The 25654-nt window shown below is 52.4% G+C and carries 18 protein-coding genes; all 18 read right to left on the bottom strand.

All coding sequences use genetic code 11. The features are described from left to right. Positions 1-2: 2 nt before the first annotated feature. Entirely contained in the window at positions 3-725 is a 723-nt protein-coding gene (gene narJ, locus SGR01S_RS03115) for a nitrate reductase molybdenum cofactor assembly chaperone (protein WP_061806497.1), read from the bottom strand. Then, positions 722-2266, bottom strand: coding sequence for a nitrate reductase subunit beta (gene narH, locus SGR01S_RS03120; RefSeq protein WP_061806498.1), 1545 nt, complete (start codon positions 2264-2266; stop codon positions 722-724). Before narH ends, narJ begins: the two co-directional genes overlap by 4 nt. Beyond that, on the bottom strand, positions 2263-6039 hold the full coding sequence (locus tag SGR01S_RS03125; protein ID WP_061806499.1) for a nitrate reductase subunit alpha: 3777 nt from the start codon (positions 6037-6039) through the stop codon (positions 2263-2265). The genes narH and SGR01S_RS03125 overlap by 4 nt, the downstream gene beginning before the upstream one ends. Positions 6040-6362: 323 nt before the next feature. Continuing rightward, the gene (locus SGR01S_RS03130; protein WP_061806500.1) at positions 6363-7616 is read right to left on the bottom strand and encodes a hypothetical protein; all 1254 of its coding nucleotides are present in this window, start codon (positions 7614-7616) and stop codon (positions 6363-6365) included. A 48-nt stretch (positions 7617-7664) separates the two neighbouring features. Beyond that, positions 7665-8567, bottom strand: coding sequence for a glycosyltransferase family 2 protein (locus tag SGR01S_RS03135; protein WP_061806501.1), 903 nt, complete (start codon positions 8565-8567; stop codon positions 7665-7667). Positions 8568-8669: 102 nt separating this feature from the next. Further along, entirely contained in the window at positions 8670-9656 is a 987-nt protein-coding gene (locus tag SGR01S_RS03140) for a glycosyltransferase family 2 protein (RefSeq protein WP_037419176.1), read from the bottom strand. 6 nt (positions 9657-9662) lie between these two features. After that, entirely contained in the window at positions 9663-11549 is a 1887-nt protein-coding gene (locus SGR01S_RS03145; protein WP_061806502.1) for a carbohydrate binding domain-containing protein, read from the bottom strand. Continuing rightward, positions 11546-12289: a glycosyltransferase family 2 protein gene (locus SGR01S_RS03150; RefSeq protein ID WP_037419170.1), complete on the bottom strand. Its 744-nt coding sequence runs from the start codon at positions 12287-12289 to the stop codon at positions 11546-11548. Before SGR01S_RS03150 ends, SGR01S_RS03145 begins: the two co-directional genes overlap by 4 nt. A 1-nt stretch (position 12290) precedes the next feature. Continuing rightward, a complete protein-coding gene (locus tag SGR01S_RS03155) occupies positions 12291-13352 on the bottom strand; it encodes a glycosyltransferase family 4 protein (protein WP_037419167.1) in 1062 nt (353 codons plus the stop codon). A 1-nt stretch (position 13353) separates the two neighbouring features. Then, positions 13354-14259 (bottom strand): glycosyltransferase family 2 protein, encoded by a 906-nt coding sequence (locus SGR01S_RS03160; RefSeq protein WP_037419164.1) that lies wholly within the window; start codon positions 14257-14259, stop codon positions 13354-13356. Positions 14260-14400: 141 nt separating this feature from the next. Beyond that, a complete protein-coding gene (locus SGR01S_RS03165; RefSeq protein WP_061806503.1) occupies positions 14401-15249 on the bottom strand; it encodes an ATP-grasp fold amidoligase family protein in 849 nt (282 codons plus the stop codon). Next, positions 15239-16528 (bottom strand): flippase, encoded by a 1290-nt coding sequence (locus SGR01S_RS03170; protein ID WP_061806504.1) that lies wholly within the window; start codon positions 16526-16528, stop codon positions 15239-15241. The genes SGR01S_RS03165 and SGR01S_RS03170 overlap by 11 nt, the downstream gene beginning before the upstream one ends. A gap of 4 nt (positions 16529-16532) precedes the next feature. Continuing rightward, positions 16533-18713 carry a polysaccharide biosynthesis tyrosine autokinase gene (locus SGR01S_RS03175; RefSeq protein WP_037419156.1) on the bottom strand — a complete coding sequence of 727 codons (2181 nt, stop codon included), beginning with the start codon at positions 18711-18713 and terminating at the stop codon, positions 16533-16535. Between the two features lie 28 nt (positions 18714-18741). Continuing rightward, the gene (locus tag SGR01S_RS03180; RefSeq protein WP_061806505.1) at positions 18742-19875 is read right to left on the bottom strand and encodes a polysaccharide export protein; all 1134 of its coding nucleotides are present in this window, start codon (positions 19873-19875) and stop codon (positions 18742-18744) included. A gap of 45 nt (positions 19876-19920) precedes the next feature. Then, positions 19921-20970, bottom strand: a complete 1050-nt coding sequence (gene wecA, locus SGR01S_RS03185; RefSeq protein WP_061806506.1) for a UDP-N-acetylglucosamine--undecaprenyl-phosphate N-acetylglucosaminephosphotransferase — start codon at positions 20968-20970, stop codon at positions 19921-19923. A 180-nt stretch (positions 20971-21150) separates the two neighbouring features. Next, complete coding sequence (locus tag SGR01S_RS03190) at positions 21151-22107, bottom strand: NAD-dependent epimerase/dehydratase family protein (protein WP_061806507.1); 957 nt, start codon at positions 22105-22107, stop codon at positions 21151-21153. 181 nt (positions 22108-22288) lie between these two features. Next, on the bottom strand, positions 22289-23188 hold the full coding sequence (locus tag SGR01S_RS03195) for a winged helix-turn-helix domain-containing protein (protein WP_061806508.1): 900 nt from the start codon (positions 23186-23188) through the stop codon (positions 22289-22291). A 780-nt stretch (positions 23189-23968) separates the two neighbouring features. Further along, complete coding sequence (locus SGR01S_RS03200; RefSeq protein WP_061806509.1) at positions 23969-25357, bottom strand: NarK family nitrate/nitrite MFS transporter; 1389 nt, start codon at positions 25355-25357, stop codon at positions 23969-23971. Positions 25358-25654 lie beyond the last annotated feature (297 nt).

Raw genomic sequence — 25654 nt, forward strand, 5'->3', positions numbered from 1 at the left:
GATTAGCGTCCTTTGGTTCCGGTTAGCGCATCCGTCAGGTCCAGGTATTGCGGTGCCACCGCGCCGGCAAAACGCCGTTGGTGCGCCACTTGCTGCGCCGAAGCGCAGCCCTGCTCGCCTAGAAACTTAACTTGTTCCTCTTCCCATACTGCGTCTAGTGCCTGCGGCGTGTCATCGCGAGCTTCTTTTGCAACCTGGGACTCCAGCGTTTGAGACTGAACTTCACTGCCAGATAACACCAGCAGCAGATCAAACAGTACTGCATACGGACTTTCACGCTGTTGTAACCGCGCGCCAAGCAGTGCCAGGATCGGCGCAATATCCTGCAACCCACCCGCGGCCTGTTCCTTGCTGCGGCTAGCGAGATACTCCAGATACAGCGGCAAGAAATCCGGCAGTTCGCGGCTGTCGATCTCCAGCCCGGCTTCGCGGTATTGCGCCATCAGATCGACCATGGCCTGGCCGCGATCGCGCGACTCGCCATGCACATGCTCAAACAGCAACAGTGAGGTGGCGCGCCCTCGATCGAACAGCTCACAGTATTCGGCCTGCACGTCCAACAATGGGCGAGCGCAAAAACGGCGAATAAACAAGATCAGCTGTGCACTGTGATGCAAATCCAGTTCGCTGGCCGGTTCCAGCGCTTCAACCAGCGCCTGCTGATGGTCAAACAGCGCCTGCTCCGGGTAGTCCAGCAGGCGAGCAATCACTTTCAGGCTGATCATGAGGCATCCTCCTGACGCGGCGTTTTCTTCGTCACATCAATAGCGTCAATGCGGCGGCTGTTGAACAGGTTGAATTTACCGTCGCTGCCGTGGCAGCCGTCGCCAAAGCTAAAGCCGCAGCCTTTGCTTTCCGGGAAGGCAACACGTGCCAGTTCGCGATGGCTGGACGGGATCACAAAGCGGTCTTCGTAGTTGGCGATCGCCAGATAGCGATACATCTCCTGCGCCTGCGCTTCGGTCAGCCCCACCTGTTCCAGTGCGCTGGTGTCCAGTACGCCGTCAACGGTTTCTGCCCGTTTGTAATGGCGCATCGCCAGCATGCGCTTGAGCGCTAACAGCACCGGCGTAGTATCGCCAGCGGTCAGCAGGTTCGCCAAATATTGCACCGGAATACGCAGGCTTTCCACGTCCGGCAGCACGCCGCTATGCGCCAGCTCACCGGCATCGGCGGCAGATTGAATCGGTGACAATGGCGGCACGTACCATACCATCGGCAGCGTGCGGTATTCCGGATGCAAAGGCAGCGCCAGTTTCCAGTCCATCGCCATTTTGTATACCGGCGACTGCTGGGCGGATTCGATCACCCCTTGTGGAATGCCGTCGGCCAACGCCTGGGCAATCACCGCAGGATCATGCGGGTCGAGGAAGATATCCAACTGGCTCTGGTATAAATCCTTGTCGTTTTCGACCGCTGCCGCCTGCTCAATACGGTCGGCGTCATACAGCAGCACGCCCAGATAGCGAATGCGACCCACACAGGTTTCCGAACACACCGTCGGCTGACCGGATTCAATGCGCGGATAACAGAAGATGCACTTCTCGGACTTGCCGCTTTTCCAGTTGAAGTAGATCTTTTTGTACGGGCAGCCGGTCAGGCACATGCGCCAGCCGCGGCATTTATCCTGATCGATCAGCACAATGCCGTCTTCGCCACGCTTGTAGATAGCACCACTCGGGCAGGTCGCGACGCAGGCCGGGTTAAGGCAGTGTTCGCACAGGCGCGGCAGGTACATCATGAAGGTGTTTTCGAACTGGCCGTACATCTCCTTTTGCATATTGTCGAAATTTTTGTCCTTCGAACGTTTGGAGAATTCGCCACCGAGGATCTCTTCCCAGTTCGGGCCATTTTCAATCTTCTTCATGCGCTGGCCGGTGATCAGCGATCGCGGACGGGCGATCGGCTGATGCTTGCCCTGTGGCGCGGTATGCAAGTTTTGGTAATCGTAGTCGAACGGCTCGTAGTAATCGTCCAGCGCCGGGACATCCGGGTTGGCAAAAATCTTCGACAACAGACCGACACGACTGCCCATGCGTGGCTCAAGCTTGCCGTTGATTTTACGGATCCAACCGCCTTTCCACTTTTCCTGATCTTCCCAGGCGTGCGGATAACCCACGCCGGGCTTGCTTTCCACGTTATTGAACCAGGCGTACTCCATGCCCTCGCGGCTGGTCCAGACGTTTTTGCAGGTCACTGAACAGGTGTGGCAACCGATGCATTTGTCCAGGTTCAGCACCATGCCAACTTGCGAACGAATTTTCATTTTGCTTTCTCCTGCTGGCTGCCCTGCGAATCGTCGTTACCCTCACCGTCTAACCAGTCAATACGGTTCATCTTGCGCACCACCACGAACTCGTCGCGGTTAGAACCGACAGTGCCGTAATAGTTAAAACCGTAGGCCAGTTGCGCGTATCCCCCAATCATATGGGTCGGTTTCGGACAGACACGGGTCACCGAATTATGGATACCGCCGCGCTGGCTGGTGATTTCCGAACCTGGAATATTCACGATGCGTTCCTGCGCGTGGTACATCATGGTCATACCGGACGGGACGCGCTGGCTGACCACCGCCCGCGCCGTTAACGCGCCATTGGCGTTAAAGGCTTCGATCCAGTCGTTGTCCTCAATGCCCAAGTCTTTGGCATCTTCTTCACTCATCCAGACGATCGGTCCACCGCGCGACAGGGTCAGCATCAGCAGGTTGTCGCTGTACGTGGAGTGAATGCCCCATTTCTGGTGCGGCGTCAGGAAGTTCAGCGCCTTCTCCTTGTTGCCGTTCGGCTTCTGGTTCAGCAACGGCTGCGCGGCACGGGTGTCGATCGGCGGGCGATACACCAGCAGGCTTTCGCCAAAGGCACGCATCCACTCATGGTCCTGATACAGCTGCTGACGGCCGCTGAGGGTGCGCCATGGGATCAGCTCATGCACGTTGGTATAACAGGCGTTGTAAGACACATGTTCATCTTCCAGGCCTGACCAGGTCGGGCTGGAAATGATTTTGCGCGGCTGCGCCTGAATATCGCGGAAGCGGATTTTTTCATCTTCCTTGTTCAGTGCCAGATGGCGGTGGTCTCGGCCGGTCATCTTGCCCAACGCGTCCCACGCCTTGACCGCGACCTGTCCGTTGGTTTCCGGTGCCAGCGCTAGGATCACCTCGGCGGCATCGATGGCGGTTTCAATCTTCGGCCGACCGGCAGCCGGACCTTCCGCCTTCACGTAGTTAAGCTGTTTCAGGAAATCAACTTCGGTCTGGGTGTTCCAGCTAATCCCTTTACCGCCATTGCCCAGCTTATCCAGCAGCGGCCCCAGCGAAGTGAAACGCTCATAGGTAGCCGGATAATCACGCTCTACCACCATGATGTGCGGCGCGGTAATCCCTGGGATCAGATCGCACTCACCTTTCTTCCAGTCTTTAACGCCATAAGGCTGTGCCAACTCGGCGGCTGAATCATGCTGGATCGGCAGCGTCACCACGTCGGTTTCCTTGCCCAAATGCCCGACACAAACTTCAGAGAAGGCCTTGGCAATACCTTTGTAGATCTCCCAATCGCTCTTCGAATCCCAGGCCGGATCGACCGCCGCCGACAGCGGGTGAATAAACGGATGCATATCCGAGGTATTCATGTCGTCTTTTTCGTACCAAGTGGCAGTTGGCAACACGATGTCCGAGTAAAGGCAAGTGCTGGACATGCGGAAATCAAGCGTTACCACCAGATCCAATTTGCCTTCACCGCCGTTATCCAACCATTCCACTTCCTCGGGCTTAGCGCCGCCCTGCTGGCCCAGATCCTTGCCCTGAATACCATTTTCAGTACCCAGCAAGTATTTGAGCATGTACTCATGGCCCTTGCCGGATGAGCCCAACAGATTGGAACGCCAAACGAACAGGTTACGCGGGAAGTTCTGCGGGTTGTCTGGCTGTTCAGCGGCAAAATTCAGGGTGCCTTTTTTCAACCCTGCAACGGTGAAGTCCAGCGGTGATTGACCAGCGGCTTTCGCCTGTGCCGCCAGATGCAGCGGGTTGGTACCCAGTTGAGGTGCCGACGGCAGCCAGCCCATGCGTTCAGCACGCACGTTGAGATCGATCAGACTGCCGCCAAAGCGGGTCTTGTCCGCCAACGGCGACAACAGCTCTTCAGTACCGACAGTTTCATAGCGCCACTGGCTGGAGTGGTTATAGAAGAACGAGGTACTGTTCATATGGCGCGGTGGACGTTGCCAGTCGAGGCCAAACGCCAGCGGCAGCCAACCGGTCTGTGGACGGAGTTTTTCCTGGCCGACGTAGTGCGCCCAACCACCACCGCTCTGACCAACACAGCCGCAGAAGATCAGCATATTGATCAGGCCACGGTAGGTCATGTCCATGTGGTACCAGTGGTTAACACCGGCACCAACGATAATCATCGAACGGCCATGGGTTTTCTCGGCGTTGTCGGCAAACTCACGGGCAATGCGGATAATGTTGTGACGTGAGACGCCTGTGATTTGCTCGGCCCAGGCTGGGGTATAAGCCTTGACGTCGTCATAGTCGGTGGCGCAGTTGGCATCGTTCAGACCACGTTCGAGGCCGTAGTTGGCCAGGGTCAAATCGTAAACGCTGGTCACCAACGCGTCGCTACCGTCCGCCAGACGCAGGCGTTTTACCGGCAGCGTGTGCAGCAGGATTTCGTCCAGCGCCACGCTGTTGAAATGTTCGCTCTCGGTACTGCCGCTTTTAATGCCGCCAAAGTACGGGAACCCGACTTCGGCCACTTCGTCATGCGCACCCAGCAGGCTGAGTTGCAACTCGACTTCCTGCCCGTCTTCACCGGCGCGTTGTTCCAGGTTCCATTTGCCCTGCTCACCCCAACGGAAGCCAATCGACCCCTGCGGCGCCACCAGCTCACCGTTGCGCTGATCGATGGCAACGGTTTTCCACTCAGGGTTGTTTTCCTGGCCCAAACCATCCACCAGATCAGCGGCACGCAGCAGGCGACCGGCGGCGTAATAACCCTCTTCGCGCGGTTCGAGCATCACCAGCATTGGCATATCGGTGTAACGACGCACGTAGTCCCGGAAGTAGCCCACCTCACGATCCAGGTGGAACTCTTTGAGCATCACGTGGCCCATTGCCAGCGCCATGGCGCTATCGGTACCCTGCTTCGGATTGAGCCACTGGTCGCACAGCTTGGCGACCTCCGCGTAGTCCGGCGTGACTGCCACGGTTTTGGTGCCTTTGTAGCGCACTTCAGTGAAGAAATGAGCGTCCGGGGTACGCGTCTGCGGCACGTTGGAGCCCCAGGCGATAATGTAGGAAGAGTTGTACCAGTCGGCCGATTCCGGCACGTCGGTTTGCTCGCCCCAGGTCATTGGCGAGGCTGGCGGCAAGTCGCAGTACCAGTCGTAGAAGCTCAGGCAGGTGCCGCCAATCAGCGACAGATAGCGGGCGCCGGCGGCGTAGGACACCATCGACATCGCCGGGATCGGTGAGAAGCCGATAATGCGATCCGGGCCGAAGGTTTTGGCGGTGTAAACGTTAGACGCGGCAATCAGTTCATTCACTTCTTGCCAGCTGGAACGCACAAAACCTCCGCGTCCGCGTGCGACTTTGTAGCTTTTGGATTTTTCTGCATCACTGACGATCGAGCCCCAGGCATCGACCGGATCGCTGTGCAGCGCCTTCGCTTCACGCCACAGTTTGATTAGGCGTTTACGCATCAGTGGGTATTTCAGTCGGTTGGCGCTGTACAGATACCAGGAGTAGCTGGCGCCACGCGGGCAACCGCGAGGTTCATGGTTGGGCAAGTCCGGGCGGGTACGCGGATAATCGGTTTGCTGGGTTTCCCAGGTCACCAGACCGTTTTTCACATAAATCTTCCAGCTACAGGAGCCGGTACAGTTCACCCCATGGGTGGAACGCACAATTTTATCGTGCTGCCAGCGGCTACGATAGCCGTCTTCCCAGTCACGGTTGGTGTTCAGCGTCTGGCCATGATCGCCCGAAAAGGGTTCCGCCAACTGCTTAAAATAGCGGAATCGGTCTAGAAACTTGCTCATCCGGAGTTCTCCTGAAGGCTTTTATAATCTTATCGTTATAAGGAACGACGTTGCTCAATCTGCCGCCAGCCTACTAATGCGGCTCAGCCTGCAAATTGATTGCGATCAAGAGAACGGAGGGAGAATAACGGCGACAGCGGCGTGACTACCCCTAAAGTATCAGGGCAGAAAAAAGCGTTAATCCATTGAAAATATAATAAAAATTATGATTTAGATATTCGGTGGGATGTTCTGCGAAGTGCGTTGGGGTATTTGGGGGTAGGATGCGGATCGGCGTCCGCATCCCTGGCTGCAAGGTTGCTGTTATAGGTAGAAAAGGCACGCTACCCAAGATCCATCTCGTGCCCTATCCATTCACCGCTATCGCGGTTAATCACACGTAGATACTGCTCATACTCCTGTTCACCGTAGAACAGGTTCAACAACGGCGTTTTATAGAATGACTGCCACATTTGCCCCAGCATAATCGGCCGACGCGGGACATAGATGTTCTCGATCAGGTTATAACCTGTCGCCATCAACATGAAGCACAGAAAGAAGTAGTTAAACCTGCCGCGAATGAACGACCCCTGATGAGCAATGTAGTAAAACAGCAGGAATACCGACGCCACACTGGCATAGCGGCTGGCTGCCTGTAGCGAACTGGAACACAGGAAAACAAACACCACCAGCCATGCCGCAGTGTTTTTGATGTCCCCAGCCTGATTGTGCATCGGATGAGACAACATGAATACGCCGAGAAACAGCGCCGGGAATAACACAATCAAGAAATTAATCATCCCGTTAGCGTTGCCAGACGTCAGGTAGTCGCTGGCATACATACCGGAGGTATACACATCGGAATAGCTGTTGATGCCGGAAATCGTAATATGGGAAACGATAAACGGCAGTGCGAACTTCGCGGTCAGTAACGCGATGGCGCTAAACACGACCGTCAGCAAGCGATTTAGCCGCATTACCCGGCTGCATAGAAACACCCCGACCAGTAACATGCTGGAAAAATGAGTCAGCATGGCAAACAACATCAGGCCAGCGGCAAGTGGTCGATTCTGTTGATGGCAAAACAGCACCATCGCCAGCGTCATCACAGCCATCGAGAAGCCAAAGCGCAGCCCCATGCCGATGATAAACGGGTTGATCAAAAACAGCACGGCCAGATGCAGCAATACAAATTGCCGCGGCGAAAATGCCTTGCCGGAGTGCAACATGACAATATTGAGCGCGGCAAGATAACAGTAAACCGACAGGCCAACGTATAACCCTGGAATGATGTAAAAAGGGATACCCAACGTTTTGAAAATATAAAAGTTGGCGTACAGCACTACGTCCACCTTACCCTGAATGACATCACCCAGGCTGGTGGACGAGTTAATCGCATCATAGTTGGCGAAGTGGCGGTAGAGATCCGCCAAGGGCGGGATCTTGATAAAAAAGAAGAAAAAACACAGCGCAATCAGCAGATAAGCCGCCGAATTTTTCTTTCCCACCCGCAGCGTGGCGATGCTGTGCAGCAAAGCAAAAAGCGGAACCGTCAGCAACAGCACGCTACCAATCAACGTCGAACGTTCAAAGCGCATAATCTTCCTCTGGAGGGGCGTTGTTCTTTTATCTTTTCGGGTAACGCATCAGAACGGCACGCCACGGAAAAACACATTACGGATGATATTCTTCATATACACACCGGCCATCAGGCCACTGTTGATGTAGATGATGCCCTTTAGCCCATACAGCACCCCCACCAGACGGCTCTTGCAGTCAGTAATGATGCGCGAGTTAATGCAGGTATGACGCAGGCGAATGATCTTGCGTGCGCGAGGCGATATGTGCGGCATCAGCCGCTGTTCGAACTGCATTTTATTGCGATAACCGATAATGCCTTTCGGGCTGGAGGTGATCCGTTCACCATCGTGATCGTTGTGCACCGCCAGCCGTTCATGCAGAGTGCCAATGTGAGCCCCGGCAGCCAGTAGCCGGTAAAGGAAGATATGGTCCTGGTAGCGTGGGGTGTTGAAAAAACCGCGTACCGCGATCGCTGTACTGCGCCGCATCATGATCATCGGCGTGTAAGCCACTCCAGCCAACATAAAGTCTTCCAGGCCTTCGCAACGCGCCCGATAGTAATGCTCGGCGCTGATTTTCCCCTCTTTCAGAATATCCATGTCGCACAGGCTAACGTCGTAATTACCCTGCTGCATAAACGCTAACTGGCGGGCGATTTTTTGTGGATGGTAGTAGTCGTCATCATCCAAAAACGTAATGTATTCCCCGCGTGAACGCAGGATCCCACTATTACGTGCCTGAGCGCCCCCGCCGTTGTGCCGACGCGGATAATAGATAACCTGCCCCCGTTCGATATATTCGGCCAGACGTTCCTGAGTTGCGAGGCGATGGGCATCGCCCTGTGGATTATCATCCACCACGATGATTTCCAATGGGCTGTGGGTTTGCGCCAATACACTGTCAATAGCGCGAGCCAGCAGCTCACTGCGGCCATAGGTGGGTATTATGACGCTAACGGTGATACTCATAGTTTGATTCTGCCTGTAGGGGGCGAATAAATTCGCCCCGGTTGACATGGGCGCAGCATGCAGCGCCCCTACGCGATGGAGAAATGAACGAACATGGCGCCGCTATCCGCGCAGGTTATACAGCCGGGCCATCAGGTAGTAAGCCAGCGGACTGTGGTAGAACAGCCGGTTTTTGCGGCTGAGCATTTTGCGCTCTTCAGCACGCAGACTCGAGTAACGGCGTTTCAGCTCGCGGGTTTCGCGCAGTGCGTCACGCACCCCGAAAAAGTCCAGCCCCACCAGCAAACGCGCCTTCAGCGTGGTGACGAAAAGAATCGAATAAAGTCCGTTACCTACCCCTTGCCGGCGTCCGCTGTCGGCACCGTCGATCGCATAATCCAGATCGTCCAGATCGCGTCTTTTGGGGGCGCGCGTAATGCCATTCGGGTTGGCGCGATACCCTATCAACGGTGTGTCACAAACCACAATACGCTCCGCTTTCAGATACAGTTGCGGAATTAACTGAATGTCTTCAAAGTTTCGTCCCGACGGAAAACGTGCTTCATTGAAGAGAGTTTTGCGGTAAATACGCGCCCAGGCGAACCACATGCTGCGGTTGAAGCTGTCCGCCAGCAGTGCCCTATGGCTTTCACTCTGCTGTGGGGCGGCATTGCCGGGCACAATGGCCAACGTGCAGTCAGGTTGGATCTTCCCATTACGGATCGCCGAGAAGCGCTGAGCATTGAACGCCACAATGTCCGACAGCGGATTATCTGCCAGCAAACGCCCCAGAATACTGAAGTACCCTTCCAGCAAAACATCATCGGAATCCAGGAAACCGACATAACGTCCTTCAGCCAAGGCGATACCGCTGTTACGCGCTTCGCTCAACCCTTGGTTGTCCTGGCGTAAAATGCTCACCCGTCGCTTATGTTGGGGGTAGCGACACAGCACCTCTTCGGCGATGCTCATGGACCCATCAGGACTCCCATCATCCACGATGATCACCTCTGCCCAATCAGGCAGTTGTTGCAGCACCGAGCACAGGCATGCCTCAATATAAGCCTCAACCTTATAGACCGGAATAATCAGGCTCAGGGTGGTATTCATGACAGGTTATCCTTTATTTTCTGTTTGACGTTGCACCCAGACTGCGCGGCTGCCCATTGACGGCAATTCAGCGTCGATCTGCCCACGCCCTTCAACCTGCCAGCCTGTAGGTAAATCAAAACGTGCCGACATTGGCCGGTAATAAGGGTTGGCTATCAGCACCAAGCCGCGTTCACCATTGATAAACAAACGGGCAGGAATGGCGGTATTGTTGCCTTGTAACAGCGTGCTTTCGCCCGAGAGCAGATAGGGGTTAAAACTGACAATCTGTTTACTCACGCTGGCGACGCCTTGCCAGATGGCATCGAACTCCTGCTGGTTAAAGCCACCACGTTGGCGTTTGTAGAATAGATCGGTATAGGAATAGAACAGGATGCCTTGGGCACCGCCAATCAACCCTAACCAAGCCTGGTTGCGGATCTCCGCCTCCGTTGGTTGACGTGGTTTGCGGTTGGGCGCGTACGCAGCGTGATCCATAATCTGCATCACCAGCCAGGCCCCTTTCACCTGCCGCGCAACCTGACTGGTTATGCGGGTGTATTCAAGTGTCCGCGTCAGATCGGCATCTCTGCCAACCGGGTAAGGATCACTGGCCAACACGTCCGAACTGTTGAAGTAGGCGTTGAGGGTGCCGGTCTTGTCCAGCACCTGGAACGTCAGGTGATCGGGATCCAACTGTTTCACCTGCAGGTGTTTTTGCTCAATCTGCGGCACGTATTCTGGCCCCAACTCATCGTTGATGTACCAGGCCAGCAGATTGGGTTCATTTTTGAATTTTTCCACATAGCTTGCCGTCAGCTGCGGGTAGCTCATGTGGGTTTCCGGAGCAAAACGGGTACCGGCGTACATATCCTTGAGTGAGAAAATCACCTGCAAACCATACTGCTGCGTTTTGCGGAAATAATTGTAAGGATCGCGACCGGTACCGTAGTTGTAATTAAGCAGTGTGTTAAAACCGGCGTCACGGATGCGTGTCAGATGTTCATCCGTTGCCATCTCGCCATACATATAGATGCCGAGTGGGAAGAAACGTTTACCCTGTTTGAGGGTATAGCCTTGTGCATCCAACGCCACTTTGGGCTGAGCCCGCCCCACGCTGATGGGCATCTCACTGCGCTGGCTTCGCTGCGAAGCCACATCCGTCACCTGTTGTTGCAGGCGATATTCCCCGGCAGCCAGTCCCGCCGGCAGCGGAAATTCCACTTGCTGTTTGCCACTGATGGCATAGCGGCGGCTGTCACTTTTCACCGGGGTATTTTTGTCGTTCACCAGTGTACTGTCGACCTGGACCTGTTGCGGATCCACCACTTCAATCAGGCTTGATGCCGACCCCTTGCTGCTCCGCATTTGATATAACTCAGGCGCGACGGGTTGCTGGCAGGCGTAAACATCATCAAACCAGGCATTACCGGTAGTGCCTTGGCGCAGATACACCCCGAGAACCACCTTCACCGCCCGTGGTGGCACCCGAAAATCGCCCGTGACCGGCTGCCAACCGCTGGTGCCCAGGATACCCTGTGGATAGCTACCGGCCAAAAAACGACCTTGGTCGTCATAGCTTTCGATAAACACGCTCGCGCCCTGATTTTCTCCCTTACCCTTCAGGTTCTCACCACGAACCCAGACACCAAAAGCCACTTGCTGGCCCGGTTTGACTGCCAGTGTCTGCACCATATTGTGGTAATTGGCAGGATTGTGATTTTGATAGAACAGGCTGCTCTGACCGTCGTGCCCGCCGGGCACCACTTCTGCGGAAGCCAACGACCAACCTGCCCCCCCTTGTTCAAAGCCGGGGTTCGTTAACAGATTGCCGCCACAAGGGGCGGCATTAACCAGTCCTGTCCACCCAGCGCCCGCCAACAGGCAGGCCGAAGATAGCTTGCTGAGGTTCATTGTCTTTTCATCACCGCGCTGTACAAATAAGAGAAGAACAGATAGCACGACTTCTGATAGGACAACCCCAGATGACGGCGGTAAATCTGCCATTGCCAATCCGCAGCCTGAATTTTATTGCCGGACAACGACTGGGCGGAAAGGCGGTAAAAGGCCAGCGGCTCGGGAATACAATACGCCAGATGGTTACGTGCTTTTTCCAGCACCGAGAGCCACATCACGTAGTCCTCATGACCGACCTTGCTCTGATATACCTTGCCGACCTGGCGTTGGTTGTACATACCAGTCAGGTTGCCGATCCAGTTACTTTTCAGCATGTCGTTGTAGGCGATGATTTCTCCCGCTCCCCGGTAGTTCTTCACCCGGTCAGGGTCATCTACGAAGGTGTAATAATGGGAGCACACGACGTCGTAACGATCGGTTTTTAAGATACCGACCTGGCGCGCCAGCTTGTTGGGGTGCCAGACATCATCGCTATCGCAAAACGCAATATAATCACCGCGCGCGGCTTCAATCGCGATATTGCGGGTTTCGGCTACGCCTTGGTTGGTGTTATTGCGAATGTAAGTCAGACGATCGTGAATAAAGGGCTTCACCACATCGGCGGTATTGTCCGTGGAAGCATCGTCGATCACATACAGGTGATAATCCTGATACGTCTGGTTCAATACACCCAGAATGGATTGCTTGATAAAACCAGCGGCATTGTAGGCTGGCATGATAACTGACACTTTTTCCATCTTAACCTCCAGCGATAAGCTGTTGCCATTGGGGATAAATACGCTCGGGGATAAACTGCTGCGCCCGCGCCAGCGAATGCAGGGAGAAGCGCTGGCGCAGTTCACCGTCATCAATCAACGCCAGCGTGCGTTGGCTGAACGCCTCGAGATCGCCTTCGGCCACCAGATAGCCGTTATCACCATCGTCGATCAGTTCGGCGGGCCCCGTCTGGCAGTCAAACGCCACCAGCGGCAGGCCAAAGCTCATCGCTTCAATCAGCACCATCGGTAAACCTTCATAACGTGATGTCATCAACAGCATTGAGGCTTGGCGATAGTGGCTGGCGATATCGGCCGTCGCCGGCAGCAGTGTGATCTGTTCGGCAAGACCGGCAGCCTCAATTTGCTGCTGTAACGCCTCACGGTCCGGCCCATCACCGACGATATGCAATTGCCAGCCCACAGCCTGTTGTGCCACGCGCTGCCAGGCCGCGATTAACCGGTCAAACCCTTTCTGATAACACAGTCGCCCCACCGCCAACGCCACTGGTTGTTGTAGGGCCGGCTGCGGCGGCTGCACCGGGAACGGTGAAACGTTCTCGATTACCCGGCATTTCCGTTCAGGTACCCAACGACTGATGATGGACAGATCTTTCTTCGTCAGCAGTACCGTGCGGTCACCCAGCCGGTAAACCAGCACTTTCAACCACTTCATCGGCCAGGCGTACTGATGAAAACTGACGTGTTCACTCAGCAGCAGACGGCTGTGTGGGCACAGCAAGCGCAGATACGGCACCATGATTGACGAAAGTTTCCCCATCGATACCGTGACAATGACGTCATAACGGCCCCGCCGCAGCGACCACGCCAGTCGCCAGGGCCAGAGCAACGTTCTGCCGGGCATAAAACGCAAAGTGACGTCGGTTTCTAACGGATAAAACGCCCGATCACCGCTGATCGACACCAGATCCACCTGATGACCCAAACGCGCGGACAATGCATTAGCCAGACTGCTGGCTACCCGTTCGGTACCGCCTTTCTCGGCGATGTTTTCAATCACAATCGCTACTTTTCGTTGCTGCATGTCATCTCCGAAACCCCTCGCGGGCGGTACGCAACAGACGTCCCCCTAACGGAAACAGCCCCAATCTGGCTAGACAGTCCCCGTACAATTTAATGGCCTTAAACTTGCTGCTAAGGGCATGGTGTTCTGTGCGTGATGAGTAATAGTTGAAAGCCTGCAGATTCTCGCTGTACAGCGAAGCCAGCAGATGTTTGCAGGCAAAACCGCTGATATAGCGCCCGCTGGCGTTCAGGTAAGCGTCAATAAATTGTTCACTGGCGTCGATGCTCATCCGGCAGCGATCGGTGTCGGCATCACCGCAGCGGATAAATACCCCGCGCCCTTCGTCAAATGCCACCTTCGCTCCCAGGTTGGTGGCATTGACCAAAAACCCCCAATCCTGGTATTTGTAGAGAAACTCCGGAAATAAAAATCGCCGGTCAGTCTTTTTACGCAGGCTGATGGTGGAAGTCCGAATGTCCCCCATATCCAGGAATAAAAAATCCGCGCCCGTTGCCCCCTCCTTGTAATCAAACATATAACTGCGGGTATTCCTGTCACTCACCGTGGTGTAGTTGCCAAAAATAATGTCTATCCGCGTATCCTGATGGCGTTTCAGACGGCGAATAATATAATTGGTACTGAATGAATCCTCCGGTTCCAGAAAGAAAACCACGTCTGCACTCGCCAATCGGAAACCGGTATTACAGGAGACAGCCGTATTACTCCGTGTTTTATTTTCATGCAGACGTGCCCGGCGATTAGCGACCAGCAGGCTGCGCATTTTTTCCAGCTCTGGTTTATCTGAAGCATTATCGACCACGATAATTTCATAATCGAACCCGGAGCAAGCATTGGTCATACGGGCTAATGTTACGGCCAGACTGGCTGAGTTATTAAAAACGGGCATGACAATTGATAAGTCCATTTATTACCTCAACAATATATTTTCATTTGGCAAAAAAATAATAATGCCAACGGAATAGTTTGTTATCCCAGCATATCCTTGTCCGGTTATTATCCCCCATGCTGACGCGGGTAAAATGCACGCAGCCTACCGGTTATTCAGCTAATCCTGGAAATAACCTCCCCACTCCTGTTCAATAGTTTCCGGCGTCAATCTTTGCAAACCGGCTCCTGGGGTAAACGTCAGTTCACCAAAATAAATTCGCTCCTCCACTTGATAAAAATCGACCCGAACATAAGAGAACTGCTCTGCAACCTGCGTTGCCAGTGCCAACATTTTTTCCAGCTTACAGGGCTTATCCATAGGCACGTCACTATTGGGAACGCCCAGACGGATCTCGGTACGGTTCCAGTTGGCGTCAAAGAAATCCCGGCGGTGATCGATAAAACGCAGATAATCAATCTGGATGAAAAACCGAACCTCCCCACCACGGTTAAAACAGTGGATCTTTATGTCATTAGGCGTTTTGCCGTCTTCAAGCAGCATTTTCTCGACCATGACGCAGGGCGTAATATCCTTATAGTGACGTTCACGGTATACCTGATAAAAATTCTGTCGCAGCCAACTGTTTGTTAACATCCTTAATTCATTAAAGCTGGTCTGGCTTTTATCGAACACCAGCTTGTTATAGCCACTGCCGTGATTCGCCTTAATGACAAACGACTCCGGCAATGCCTGATACATCGCTTCAGTTAATTCACTCCCATGTGCATAAAGTTCAATCAGGTACTCTGCCCCCCACAACTTTTCAATATACTCTCTCACCAGATACTTATCGGATAATTGAGTATACATCGCCAAAGGATATACCTTTCTACGCATCAGTTTTTCGCTATATCCCACTGGCTTAGCCAAATGTGGAACTTTACGAAAAAACAAAGCATATTTTAACTGATGATATAATGCGTCGGGTATATTGCGGTAAAAACCCTTCACCAGATTATTTAGCATAAAGTTCTCGCACCTTCCCTATTAATTGAGGTAAACAACGGTAGCAGGTGACCTGCAGCCGGGTAATTTGTCCTCTCCTGAAAAAGCCATTAAGTACAAAAAATGAAACAAACTCGGTGATCAAGGTTGAAACCGCAGCACCCCAAATACCGTAACGCGGTATCAACACCAGATTCATCAGCACATTGGTCAATGCGGCCAACGGCATTTTTATTGCGATAAAGCGATATCCCCCAAACAGCACAATGGCCCGATAGGACACGGTACCCATCACCGAAAATAGCGACGTCACCGAACACAGTGCCAAAATAGTGGCGGTTTCGCGGTAACTGTTGCCAAACATCAAGGCCACGACCGGGCCTGGAAACAGTGATAACAACACAATCACCGGCATCGAAAGTAACAACACCACCAGATACAACAACCGAATGCGCCCTTCCTGCTCGGCCAATGTGCGCGCATTGGCCACCCCTGGCATCATCGAGGTGATCAATGCTATAGGCACAAAGATCCATCCCTGGCTCAAGGTGATGGCTGCGCTGTATAGCCCGACACTGTGCTCACCCAAATAGTTGCCAATCATGATCTGATCGATACGTGTGTAAATTACAATCGACAAACCTGAAACGGCCAGCGGCAACCCTACTTTCAACAAGTAACGGCCGTAACGCCGTTGATGACGTCGACTGATCGGCATCATGCCGCCTTGTTCACGGCGAAACAGTACCCAACGAACTGTATAGGGAATCAGGCTGCTCAGCACATAGGGAATGGCAAACCACTCCAGCGATAGCTGGGCATGCACTAACGCCAGTCGCAAAATGATCGACAACAACAGCGCCAGGTTATTGATCAGCGTGTTCAGCTTCGATTTCAGCAGGGCATCGTAATAAATCTTGTAAACGTCCTGAATGGAGAAATAAGCACTGGCGAGCATCAGCGCCATCATAATCTGGCTGGTCCGGTCCTGCGTCAGTAGGGCCCAAGCCATCAATGGCACGGCGATCAGCGCAAAAAGCCGACGCCGCAATCGCATGGAGGCCAGCATCAGACGAATACCGCTGTGCCGCTGCCGTGCAACACGGTTGAACAACACCGCATCGGCCCCCAATTGCACCAGCGGCACGGCAATCGCAATCACTGACAGCAAGTAGTTGATCAGCCCGTATTGCGCCGGCCCCAGATAGCGCGCCACATATACCGAAACGAAAATGCCTGACAGGCTTAGCGATACCCGTTCCAACATCAACCACAGGGAATTCATCAGCATCGCTTTCATGCGGCTACTGGACCTTTTCCTGATGGCTGGGGTACGCAAAGGTATAGTAACCGGCGTCGTTAGCCGTTTTCTTCACCATGCCGTTTAGGATCACCCCTTTGATGGTTACCCCATTTTGTTCAAAACGTCGGATGCTGGTTTCGATTTGCCGGACGGTATTAACCTCAAAACGCACCACCATCAGTGCGGTACCGGCGTGATGTCCGACAATCGCAGCATCAGTCACTGCCAGTACGGGTGGCGTGTCGATCAACACCAAATCGTAGTGCTGCCCAGCCCAGTGCAGGAAGTCAGCAAAGCGTTGATGCATCAACAATTCGGACGGATTGGGAGGAACCTGGCCACGAGGCACGAAATCCAGATTGGTGATGTCCGTTTTCTTGACTGCCTGATCTGGCGCAATCAGTCCTGACAGCATGTCAGACAATCCACCCTTGGCGCTGTTGTTCAACCAACGATGCAGAAAACCTTTTCGCATATCGGCGTCAATTAACAACACCCTCTGACCTGCCTGCGCGATCACCACCGCCAGGTTGGTGCTGGTAAAGCTTTTACCACTGGCAGGACTGGCACCGGAAACCATCAGAATGTTGTTTTTGGCTTCCATCATGGCAAAGTGCAGGCTGGTCCGTAGGCTGCGAATCGCTTCAACGGATAAATCGTCAGGCGCTTCCTGCGCCAGGATCGGCAGCTTGTCGCCACCATTTTTGGTCAGCAGTTGCTGTTGAGCGCGGTTACGCTTTTGTTGCCATGGTGACAACGGCACCGTGGCATACACACTGATCCCGCGTTTTTCCAGCGTATCCGTATCGCTGATGCCACGATGCAGCGCCGCACGCAATACCACCACCGACGCCGACAGTACGCCCCCCAACAACAACGCGAAGAACACGATCATCACTTTTTGTGGCTGCACCGGACGCAGACCGGTTTCCGCTTCATCAATAATACGGATGTTGCCCACGGTGCCTGCTTTGCTGATGCTCAATTCCTGCTGCTTGTTCATCAACTGCATGTATACCTGTTGATCCACCTGCACATCTCGGGTCAACCGCAGAATTTCCTGTTGGGTTTTTGGCAGGGTTTGCACCTGTTTACCGAGGCGAGCCTTTTCTGCTTCCAGCGTGGCCCGCTTTTCTAACAGGGCGCGGTAGGCTGGATGCACGCGGGTATAAAGTTTAGAAATTTCAGCTTCTTTGAACGTCAGCTCATTCAACTGCCCCTCAAGCTGAACCTGAGTATCCAGTACGGATTTGGCCTCCAGAGACAGATCCACTGAATCGTTCTGCTGACGGAACTGGTTAAGCTGATTCTCGGCGTTGTTGAGCGAGGTCTGAGTGCGTGGCAGTTGTTCATGCAGGAATGCCAGCATACGTTGAGCTTCTTCAGTCTTGCGATCCACGTTCTGTTGCAGATAATTGTCGGTAATACTTTTCAACACCGCCTCTGCACGCTGGGGATCTTCGCCCGCCAGACTGAACGTCATGATGCCGCTTTCTTTACCACCAGGGGCGACATCAAGAATGTTGCGCAGATCGTCCACCGCTCTTTGTCGTGGCACATTAACGACCGTGAAGGTCGTGCCCGGCAACGCGTCCAGCGCAGCCACATTGAGCGCCCAATCCCCCTGCTGCAGTGATTGTCCTACGACACCATTGAGCAGGTTTTTTCCGTCATAGCTCAGGCTGTATCGTTGTTTATCACCTACCGTCAGCGTCAGTTCCTGCCCCTGCATCGCTGCGGGTGTCTTCATTTCGGCGATACGCAGTACCGGCGGCGTTTCCCCGCTCAGGCGGGCGATGCCCTTACCGAACAGCGGGAAGTAATCGGGACTGATACGCACCGTCAGGCCAAGATCGTCCACAGTTTTGCCAATCACGTAGCGCGATTTCGCCAGAGAAACCTCATCCTGCGTTGCCGAGTTCTGACCGATTGAGCCGATTGAACTGTCCAATGTTTCACGCAGTAACGAATCGCCTGAAAGCTGCTTTTCCACCTGTACCAACGCGGTCGCCTGATAGATCGGTGTCGCCATCAATGCATAGGCACAGCCCAGTATTCCAGCCACCCCTGTGACCAGCAGAATACGCCAACGGTTGTCCCACAAGGGGCCAATCAACCGCTCCCATTCTAATTTGTCGTCCTGCTCAGCCATTACAATTGGCAATGCGTTATTCTTCATCATCAGTATTCCTTAAGTCACCGTTGCGGCTTTACCAGTTACGGAGCCGCAATGTGGCCTCGCTGAGGTCGTTAAAGCTGGAAATAGTCGGTACCAATTGGCTGATCAGGCGATTCCAGCGCGCTATCGGCGCCGCCGTGACGTACACCACGTCATAAGGTTCCAATTGGAATTCAGTGCCCATCGCCAGCGCAGCGGCGTCGGACAAGTCGAACTGGTACAGCGACGCTAGCCGCTTAGGTTGTTTACCGCCGTTCGGACGGATCACAAACACGCCCGTGGCGTCGGCCACCGTTTGACTAATGCCTTCAGAACTGCCCAGCGCCTCGGTCAGCGTCATGCCGCTACGATCCATTTTCAGCGTCGACTGCTTGCCAACCTCACCCATCACAAACACTTTCAGTTCGTCGTTGCGTGGCACATAGAGAATGTCACCTGGCGCCAGTAAACGGTTCTGGCTGATATCGCCACGTTGCATCAACGCCTGCAGGGAAATAGGTTGCTCTTTGCCGTCATGCGTCAGCACCACGTTGCGCCAGTCGGCGTTATCGGTCAGCCCACCTGCCGCATTAATCGCATCAAGAATTGTCAGCGGCACGTTGGTGACAGCCTGCTGCCCGGAGGTTTTGACTTCGCCGGTCACATACACCTTCTGCGAGCGGAATGCGGCAATGCTGACATCTACCTGCGGGCTTTCTACGTAGGTTGCCAACCGGCTGGCGATTTGATTGCGCACTTCAGAGACCGTTTTACCGACGACCTGTACCCGACCGATGTAGGGATAGAAGATCGCGCCATCGGCATGTACCCAGTTGCCGGTGTCACTGGCACTGCGGTATTGCCCTGCGGGCGTGGTCAACTCGGGATGATCCCAGACAGTGACGTTCAGCACGTCGCCGACCCCGATACGGTACTGATAACTTTGCAGACGCTGGTCCAGTGCCAGATTTGGCCGCGCCACCGGTTCTATCCGGCGCATTTTTTCCAGCAACATCGGCGTAACGCGATACACCTGGACCTGCTTGTCCAGGTCGAAATTTTCGTCCTGTTGGATGACTTTTTCTTTTCCCTGAGTCGGGAGGTGTGAACCCGGAAACGTTGTACAACCGCTAAGCAAGGCGCTGGACAGCACCAATGGCATCAAATGAGGCAAGTGAAGGTTCATAACAGTACCGTGAAAAACGGGCCGCCGTTGCGGCCCGTGGGAGGATTAACGATCGGCGGTAGGGTTATCAGTAAAAATCCTTGCCTGGCGCGGTTCGTGCAACAGGGCAAAATAACCGAAGAAACAAAATATAAATGCCAATAGCATTTGGTAATCCGGCAGTTTCAGCACTTCACTGCAGATGCCGACACAGGCCAACGTGACCGCCAACATGCAGCTCATACCCAGAGCCTGCCGCGCATTGAGACCGCGGCGCATCAAAATATGGTGCAGGTGATCACGACCGGCCTTGAACGGACTTTGGCGACGCAGCAGACGGCGTACCATCACGGTGACCATGTCCATCAGAGGAATGGCGATCAACCACAGCGCGGTCACCGGCCGGATTACTGCATCCTGGCCTTGCGTGGCGATGACCAATAGCCACAACACGCTAAAACCAATGACCATGCTGCCAGCATCACCCATGAAAATTTTGTTGCGCGCCCCAAAAACACTCAGGTTGAACAACAGGTAGGCAGCCAAGGCTGCGATCAAGCTCAGGCACCACAATGCCTGTTCGTCATGCCCTGCCAGACCAAATAAAATGGCCAATGCCAAAAAGGTAACGCAGGACAGTGCCCCCAGTTGGCCGTCGATACCATCAACCATGTTATAGGCGTTGATCGCTCCCCATACCGCCAGCGGCGTGACCAGTAAAGCGGCATAACCCAACAACAGTTCCTGATGGCCCCACAGATAACCGAAAGAAGTAAGTTGCATCCCTGCCGCCAGCATCATCGCCAGCGCGATCCCTCCCTGCACAATGACGCGCGGCGCCACCGGCAGATCGAAACGGTCATCAAGCACGCCCAGCATCACTAACGCCGTGACGCACAACAAATAGATCGTACTGTGCGGCAACCAGTCTGGCTGCCAGAACGTTACCAATGTAATGCTGAGATAAATAGCAATTCCGCCGACCAGCGGAATATGTCCCTGATGGCGTTTGCGCGCATTGGGCTTATCCACTAGTCCCACTGCCAGCGCGGCGCGACGAGCAATAATCACCAACACCAGTGCCAAAATAAATATCACGCTCAGTTGATATAACATTGTTCCTCCAGCGAATAAGCACGCTACCGCCCTTGAGTTACAGCTCCCAATGCGCTATTAACAAAAATAAAATTGACAGTGCCAGGATATAAGTCAGCATGAGTCAATCCTGTTAAATACAGATTTATCCGCTTGTCAGCGGCGAAAAATAAATAACGTTCTCCCGTGGGAAAGTTATCTCTAAGAAAACTCGTGCTTAATTGTTTTTTCGATTGCCGAATCAAGATCGACTGGCGCTACGAAATCACTTTGCACATTGCTTTTAAATTGCGTTCTGGCACAAAATTTCTGTACACGAACACGGCTAATAGGGAATTTACGGTGACTTATTTTACTCAGCATATCTAATGCCGTTGCACCGCAGATTCCAAATACATAGGGAATGCGAATAGTCTTATTATTCCTGCCTAATGAAGAAGAAATAACATCGACCAGTTGATTCATGGTGAAGTCAGGTTTATCCACATAATTACTGACCTGATATGTCGCCTGCTGATCGAGCGCGTGCTCCAGCCTGGCCGCAATGTTTTCAACATAGGCCATAGACTTCATATTATTACCACTGCCAATCATCACAAATCGGCCGCTGGCGATCTGCCGGAACAAGTTATAAACATTGCCGCGATTATTTTCGCCAAACACTACCGTGGGGCGGATAATGGTTAACTTGTTATTGGCGTCGGCTTTACGCCAAGCCTCGTAGACATATTCAGCTTCTAGCTTGGACTTACCGTAATGGTTAAAGGGTTCAAAAAGCCCTTCCTCGCCGGTTTCTTTGGTCACAAAGCCGTAGACTGCCACAGATGAAGTAAAAATAATTTGCGAGATATTTAACGCGGAAGCCGTCATGCAGACATTACGCGCGCCATCAACGTTAACCTGGTAATACAGTGAGATAGGATCAACATTATCCTGATGTTCAGCCGCAAGATTAATCACGGCGTCACAACCAGCCAAGGGCTGCCGCAATGTATCGGGTTGAGTTACATCGCCAAACTGATAGAGCTCAGGAAATTGTTCGCTCTGCTTCTTATCCACAATGGTCAACACCAGGTCGTTACGCGCACTCAGACGTTTAACCAGACGCGTTCCGATAAAGCCAGAACCCCCGATGATAGCTACTTTACGCTTATCCATAATTTGTCACTCAGCTCGGTTTTCCATTATTCCCACCACAGTATTGGGGCAGGACGCTTATTCGCGCTAAATCATGGAAACCAGACTGGACAAATCATCCTTCACTTTCAAATAACAAATAATGAAATAATAGTCTTGGAAAAATGTAAAATTATGGGGAAAGATGAAATCGTCTTACACGCTAATTTTTAACATCGTAAGCAACCTGATATTGCATGGTTTTATTCGGTAATATGAGATTAATCTTACCGCTCCCTTGAACGCTGGATGTTTCATATTTCACCGGTCGTTTCAATCGTCCTTGTTTGGGATCGACGCATTCTATGGTTGCCAGTTCCAGGCTCTCGCCTTCATACAAGCAAAGCAACGTTTGTGGGCTATTGGTCCGCGCGTTGTTCAGTGTCAGCGTCAACACAACACGCGTATTGTTTTGAATATCATTGATAATAGGTGGCCGGGTTTGATTCCCCAGAACGTATGAAAAATGTGAAATAACCAGTAAAGACGCGAACACCGACAGATATTTCACAATTCTGACGGCGGGAACGGAGAAAAATCCGGCTGGTGTGACCGACTTTTTTCTTATCGCCGTATTTTTAAGCGATTCGGGTACCGCAGTTGGGGAGGATGTCGCGATATCATCCTCATGTTGTTCTATTTCTTCAACACTAATCCCATCATCTTTATTTTTACTTTCAGAAATTTCCGCTTGAATATTATCATCGGTGTCATCGCCAATATTCCATATTTCATCGTCGACATATTCTTCCTCTTCAGAAATAAAGTGAAAAACAGCCTTGTTTTCTACCTTATATCCTAAGCGCGGAATAGTTCTGATAAGGGTATGCTCGGCATCACCGATTTTTTGACGAATTGATTTAATTGTTTGATTTATCGTTGAATCTGAACAATAAGTACCTTTCCATATATTTTCTATAATTTCTGTACGGGTAACCAATTCGGGGGATCTGGCGACAAGAAGTGAAAGGATTTGATACTCCTTCCAACGCAGGCGGAATTTTTCCCTGGACGGTGTCAGAACATCTAGATTCCTAATCTTTATTCTTTTATCAAGATTCACTTTTAATTTCCTTAGCGTGCCTGTCCTGCACACTTTGTATAGAAATATGAAAAAATGTTCAAGAAATTAAATGTAAACTCAACAGGTTGCATTCATCAGATATTTATTTTTATAAAAATTTGCTGATTTCATTTTTTACTTCACCTCGCAAACGGAGGATAAGATTGTCTGAATGTCTCTATTTCCCTGTTGGCAACATGGTTTCTTATCATGTTAACCGGCAATAAAACAAACTTAATGCATTGTTTTTAAAGAAAAAAATAAATAATGTTGTTTACTTGTTAACTAAATGAAATTGTGAAATTTCATAATGCCGTCAGAAAGTATCACCTGTTTTTCCGCTTAATCTGATTGTCAGATAGCCTACAAAAAGCCTACGAAAACAGAATGAGAGTTATCTGATTTAATCCTTCACATGGCATTAAGTTAAATATAGCACCAAATACAAAGGCATATTGTCAACTTGGTGACACAAGTCTCGAATAATGAAAAAAACACGAGTTTCATTGTCATGCCAAGTCCCATCTTACGCACATTTCCTTTGTAAGGATTCAGACAGGGAAATGAAAAATATCTCCCAATGATATTCCAGATCATCATTGGCTAAAAAAACAGAACTTGAGAGATGCATCTATAAACAAAGGGAAAATCAGTGCGGGATAATAAGAATATTACCTAAAGGCGGGAAATTTCACTCAGGGCGTAAAAATATCACATGAAGAAGATAAAGAAACTGTCCCTCCCCTCTTGAGGAGGAACAGATTATACCCGATCGCGAGGTTATTTTTTGCGACCGTAGACCACCCAGGTGATCACGACACAGAGTACATAAAATACCAGGAAGACTTTCATTGCCCCAGCTGGTGAGCCCGTCATCGCTAGCGAAGTACCGAATGCCTGCGGAATGAAGAAGCCGCCAGCCGCGCCAATTGCCGAGATAAAGCCCAGCGCCGCCGCAGAATCGGTAACCGCCTCACGCTGGGCACTCTCGTCACTGCCGCCGCTAGCTTTGACTCGTTCGACAGTGATTTTCCGAAAGATCACAGCAATCATCTGGAAAGTGGAGCCGCTGCCCAATCCGGCGGTCAGGAACAGCAACATAAATACGCCGTAAAAGGCCATAAACGAACCGCTATCACCGGCCCCCGGTAAGGTCAGGAACAACAATGCGGCAAATACGGCCATCAGTACGAAGTTAATCAGCGTGACACGAATGCCGCCAAAACGGTCGGACAGCGCCCCACCTACAGGGCGAGCCAAAGCACCAAGGAAAGGGCCGAAGAAAGCATAATGCAGTATCACCACGTCCGGAAACTGAGTTTTAGAGAGCATGGCGAAACCGGCAGAAAAACCAATAAAGGAACCAAAGGTTGCCAGGTACAACAGGCTCAACACCCACAGATGACCGCGTTTAAGTACCGGTAACTGTTGACGCAGTGACGCTTTGGAAGCCGCCAGATCGTTCATGCCAAACCAGGCGGCCAATGTGCCTATCAACAAGAACGGCACCCAAATCCAGGCCGCATTTTCCAGCCATAGCTGGCTACCGTCCGGCTGTGTTTGGCCCGTGCCGCCAAATACGCCGAATATGGCGACGGAAATCACCAACGGGGCGACCAACTGCATCACGCTAACGCCTAAATTGCCCAAACCACCGTTGAGCCCCAGGGCGCCCCCCTGTCGTGCTTTAGGGAAAAAGAAGCTGATATTGGCCATGCTGGAAGCAAAGTTAGCGCCAGCAAAACCACACAACAGCGCGATGATGACAAACACGCCATAAGGGGTTGTGGCGTCTTGCACTGCAAACCCTAACCACAAGCAGGGTACCAACAGAAAACAGGTGCTGATCGCCGTCCAACGACGACCACCAAACATGGGGATAACGAACGAATAAGGCACGCGCAGAATAGCGCCAGACACAGAAGGTAACGCAGTGAGTAAAAACAGCTGATCGGTAGTGAAACTGAAACCGACTTTGTTCAGATTGACCGCCACCGCACTGAACAGCATCCAAACGCAGAAGGCCAGCAGTAGGCAGGGAATGGAAATCCACAGGTTGCGGTTGGCAACGCGTTGACCGCGCTGTTGCCAAAATGCGGCATCCTCAGGCTGCCAGTCCTGAATAACCGCGCCTGTTTGTTTTGATAATGACGTTGCAGATTGCGACATAAAAACCTCAGACACAGGGTGATAACTTCGCCCACCCTAGGCGGCGCTCTCCTCGGCAAAGTTGATATAAATCAACCCGGATGCAGGTAGCAAATGACCGGAAAACCCCCACCAGCCCTTTATGAGTAAGATGCTATATCCCGCAAAAACAAGACAAATCAAAAGATTAAAAAATGCCCGATGCCACAGTGACGCACTCGCATCCCTGCTTGGAAACTAGGGGGTACTTCGTTAGAGGTATGGGGTTATGCGCGGGGATAATGAAAAATAATGCTGAATCGTTACTCTACTCGCTGG

This window comes from Serratia grimesii NBRC 13537, from assembly GCF_001590905.1.
GTDB lineage: Bacteria > Pseudomonadota > Gammaproteobacteria > Enterobacterales > Enterobacteriaceae > Serratia > Serratia grimesii.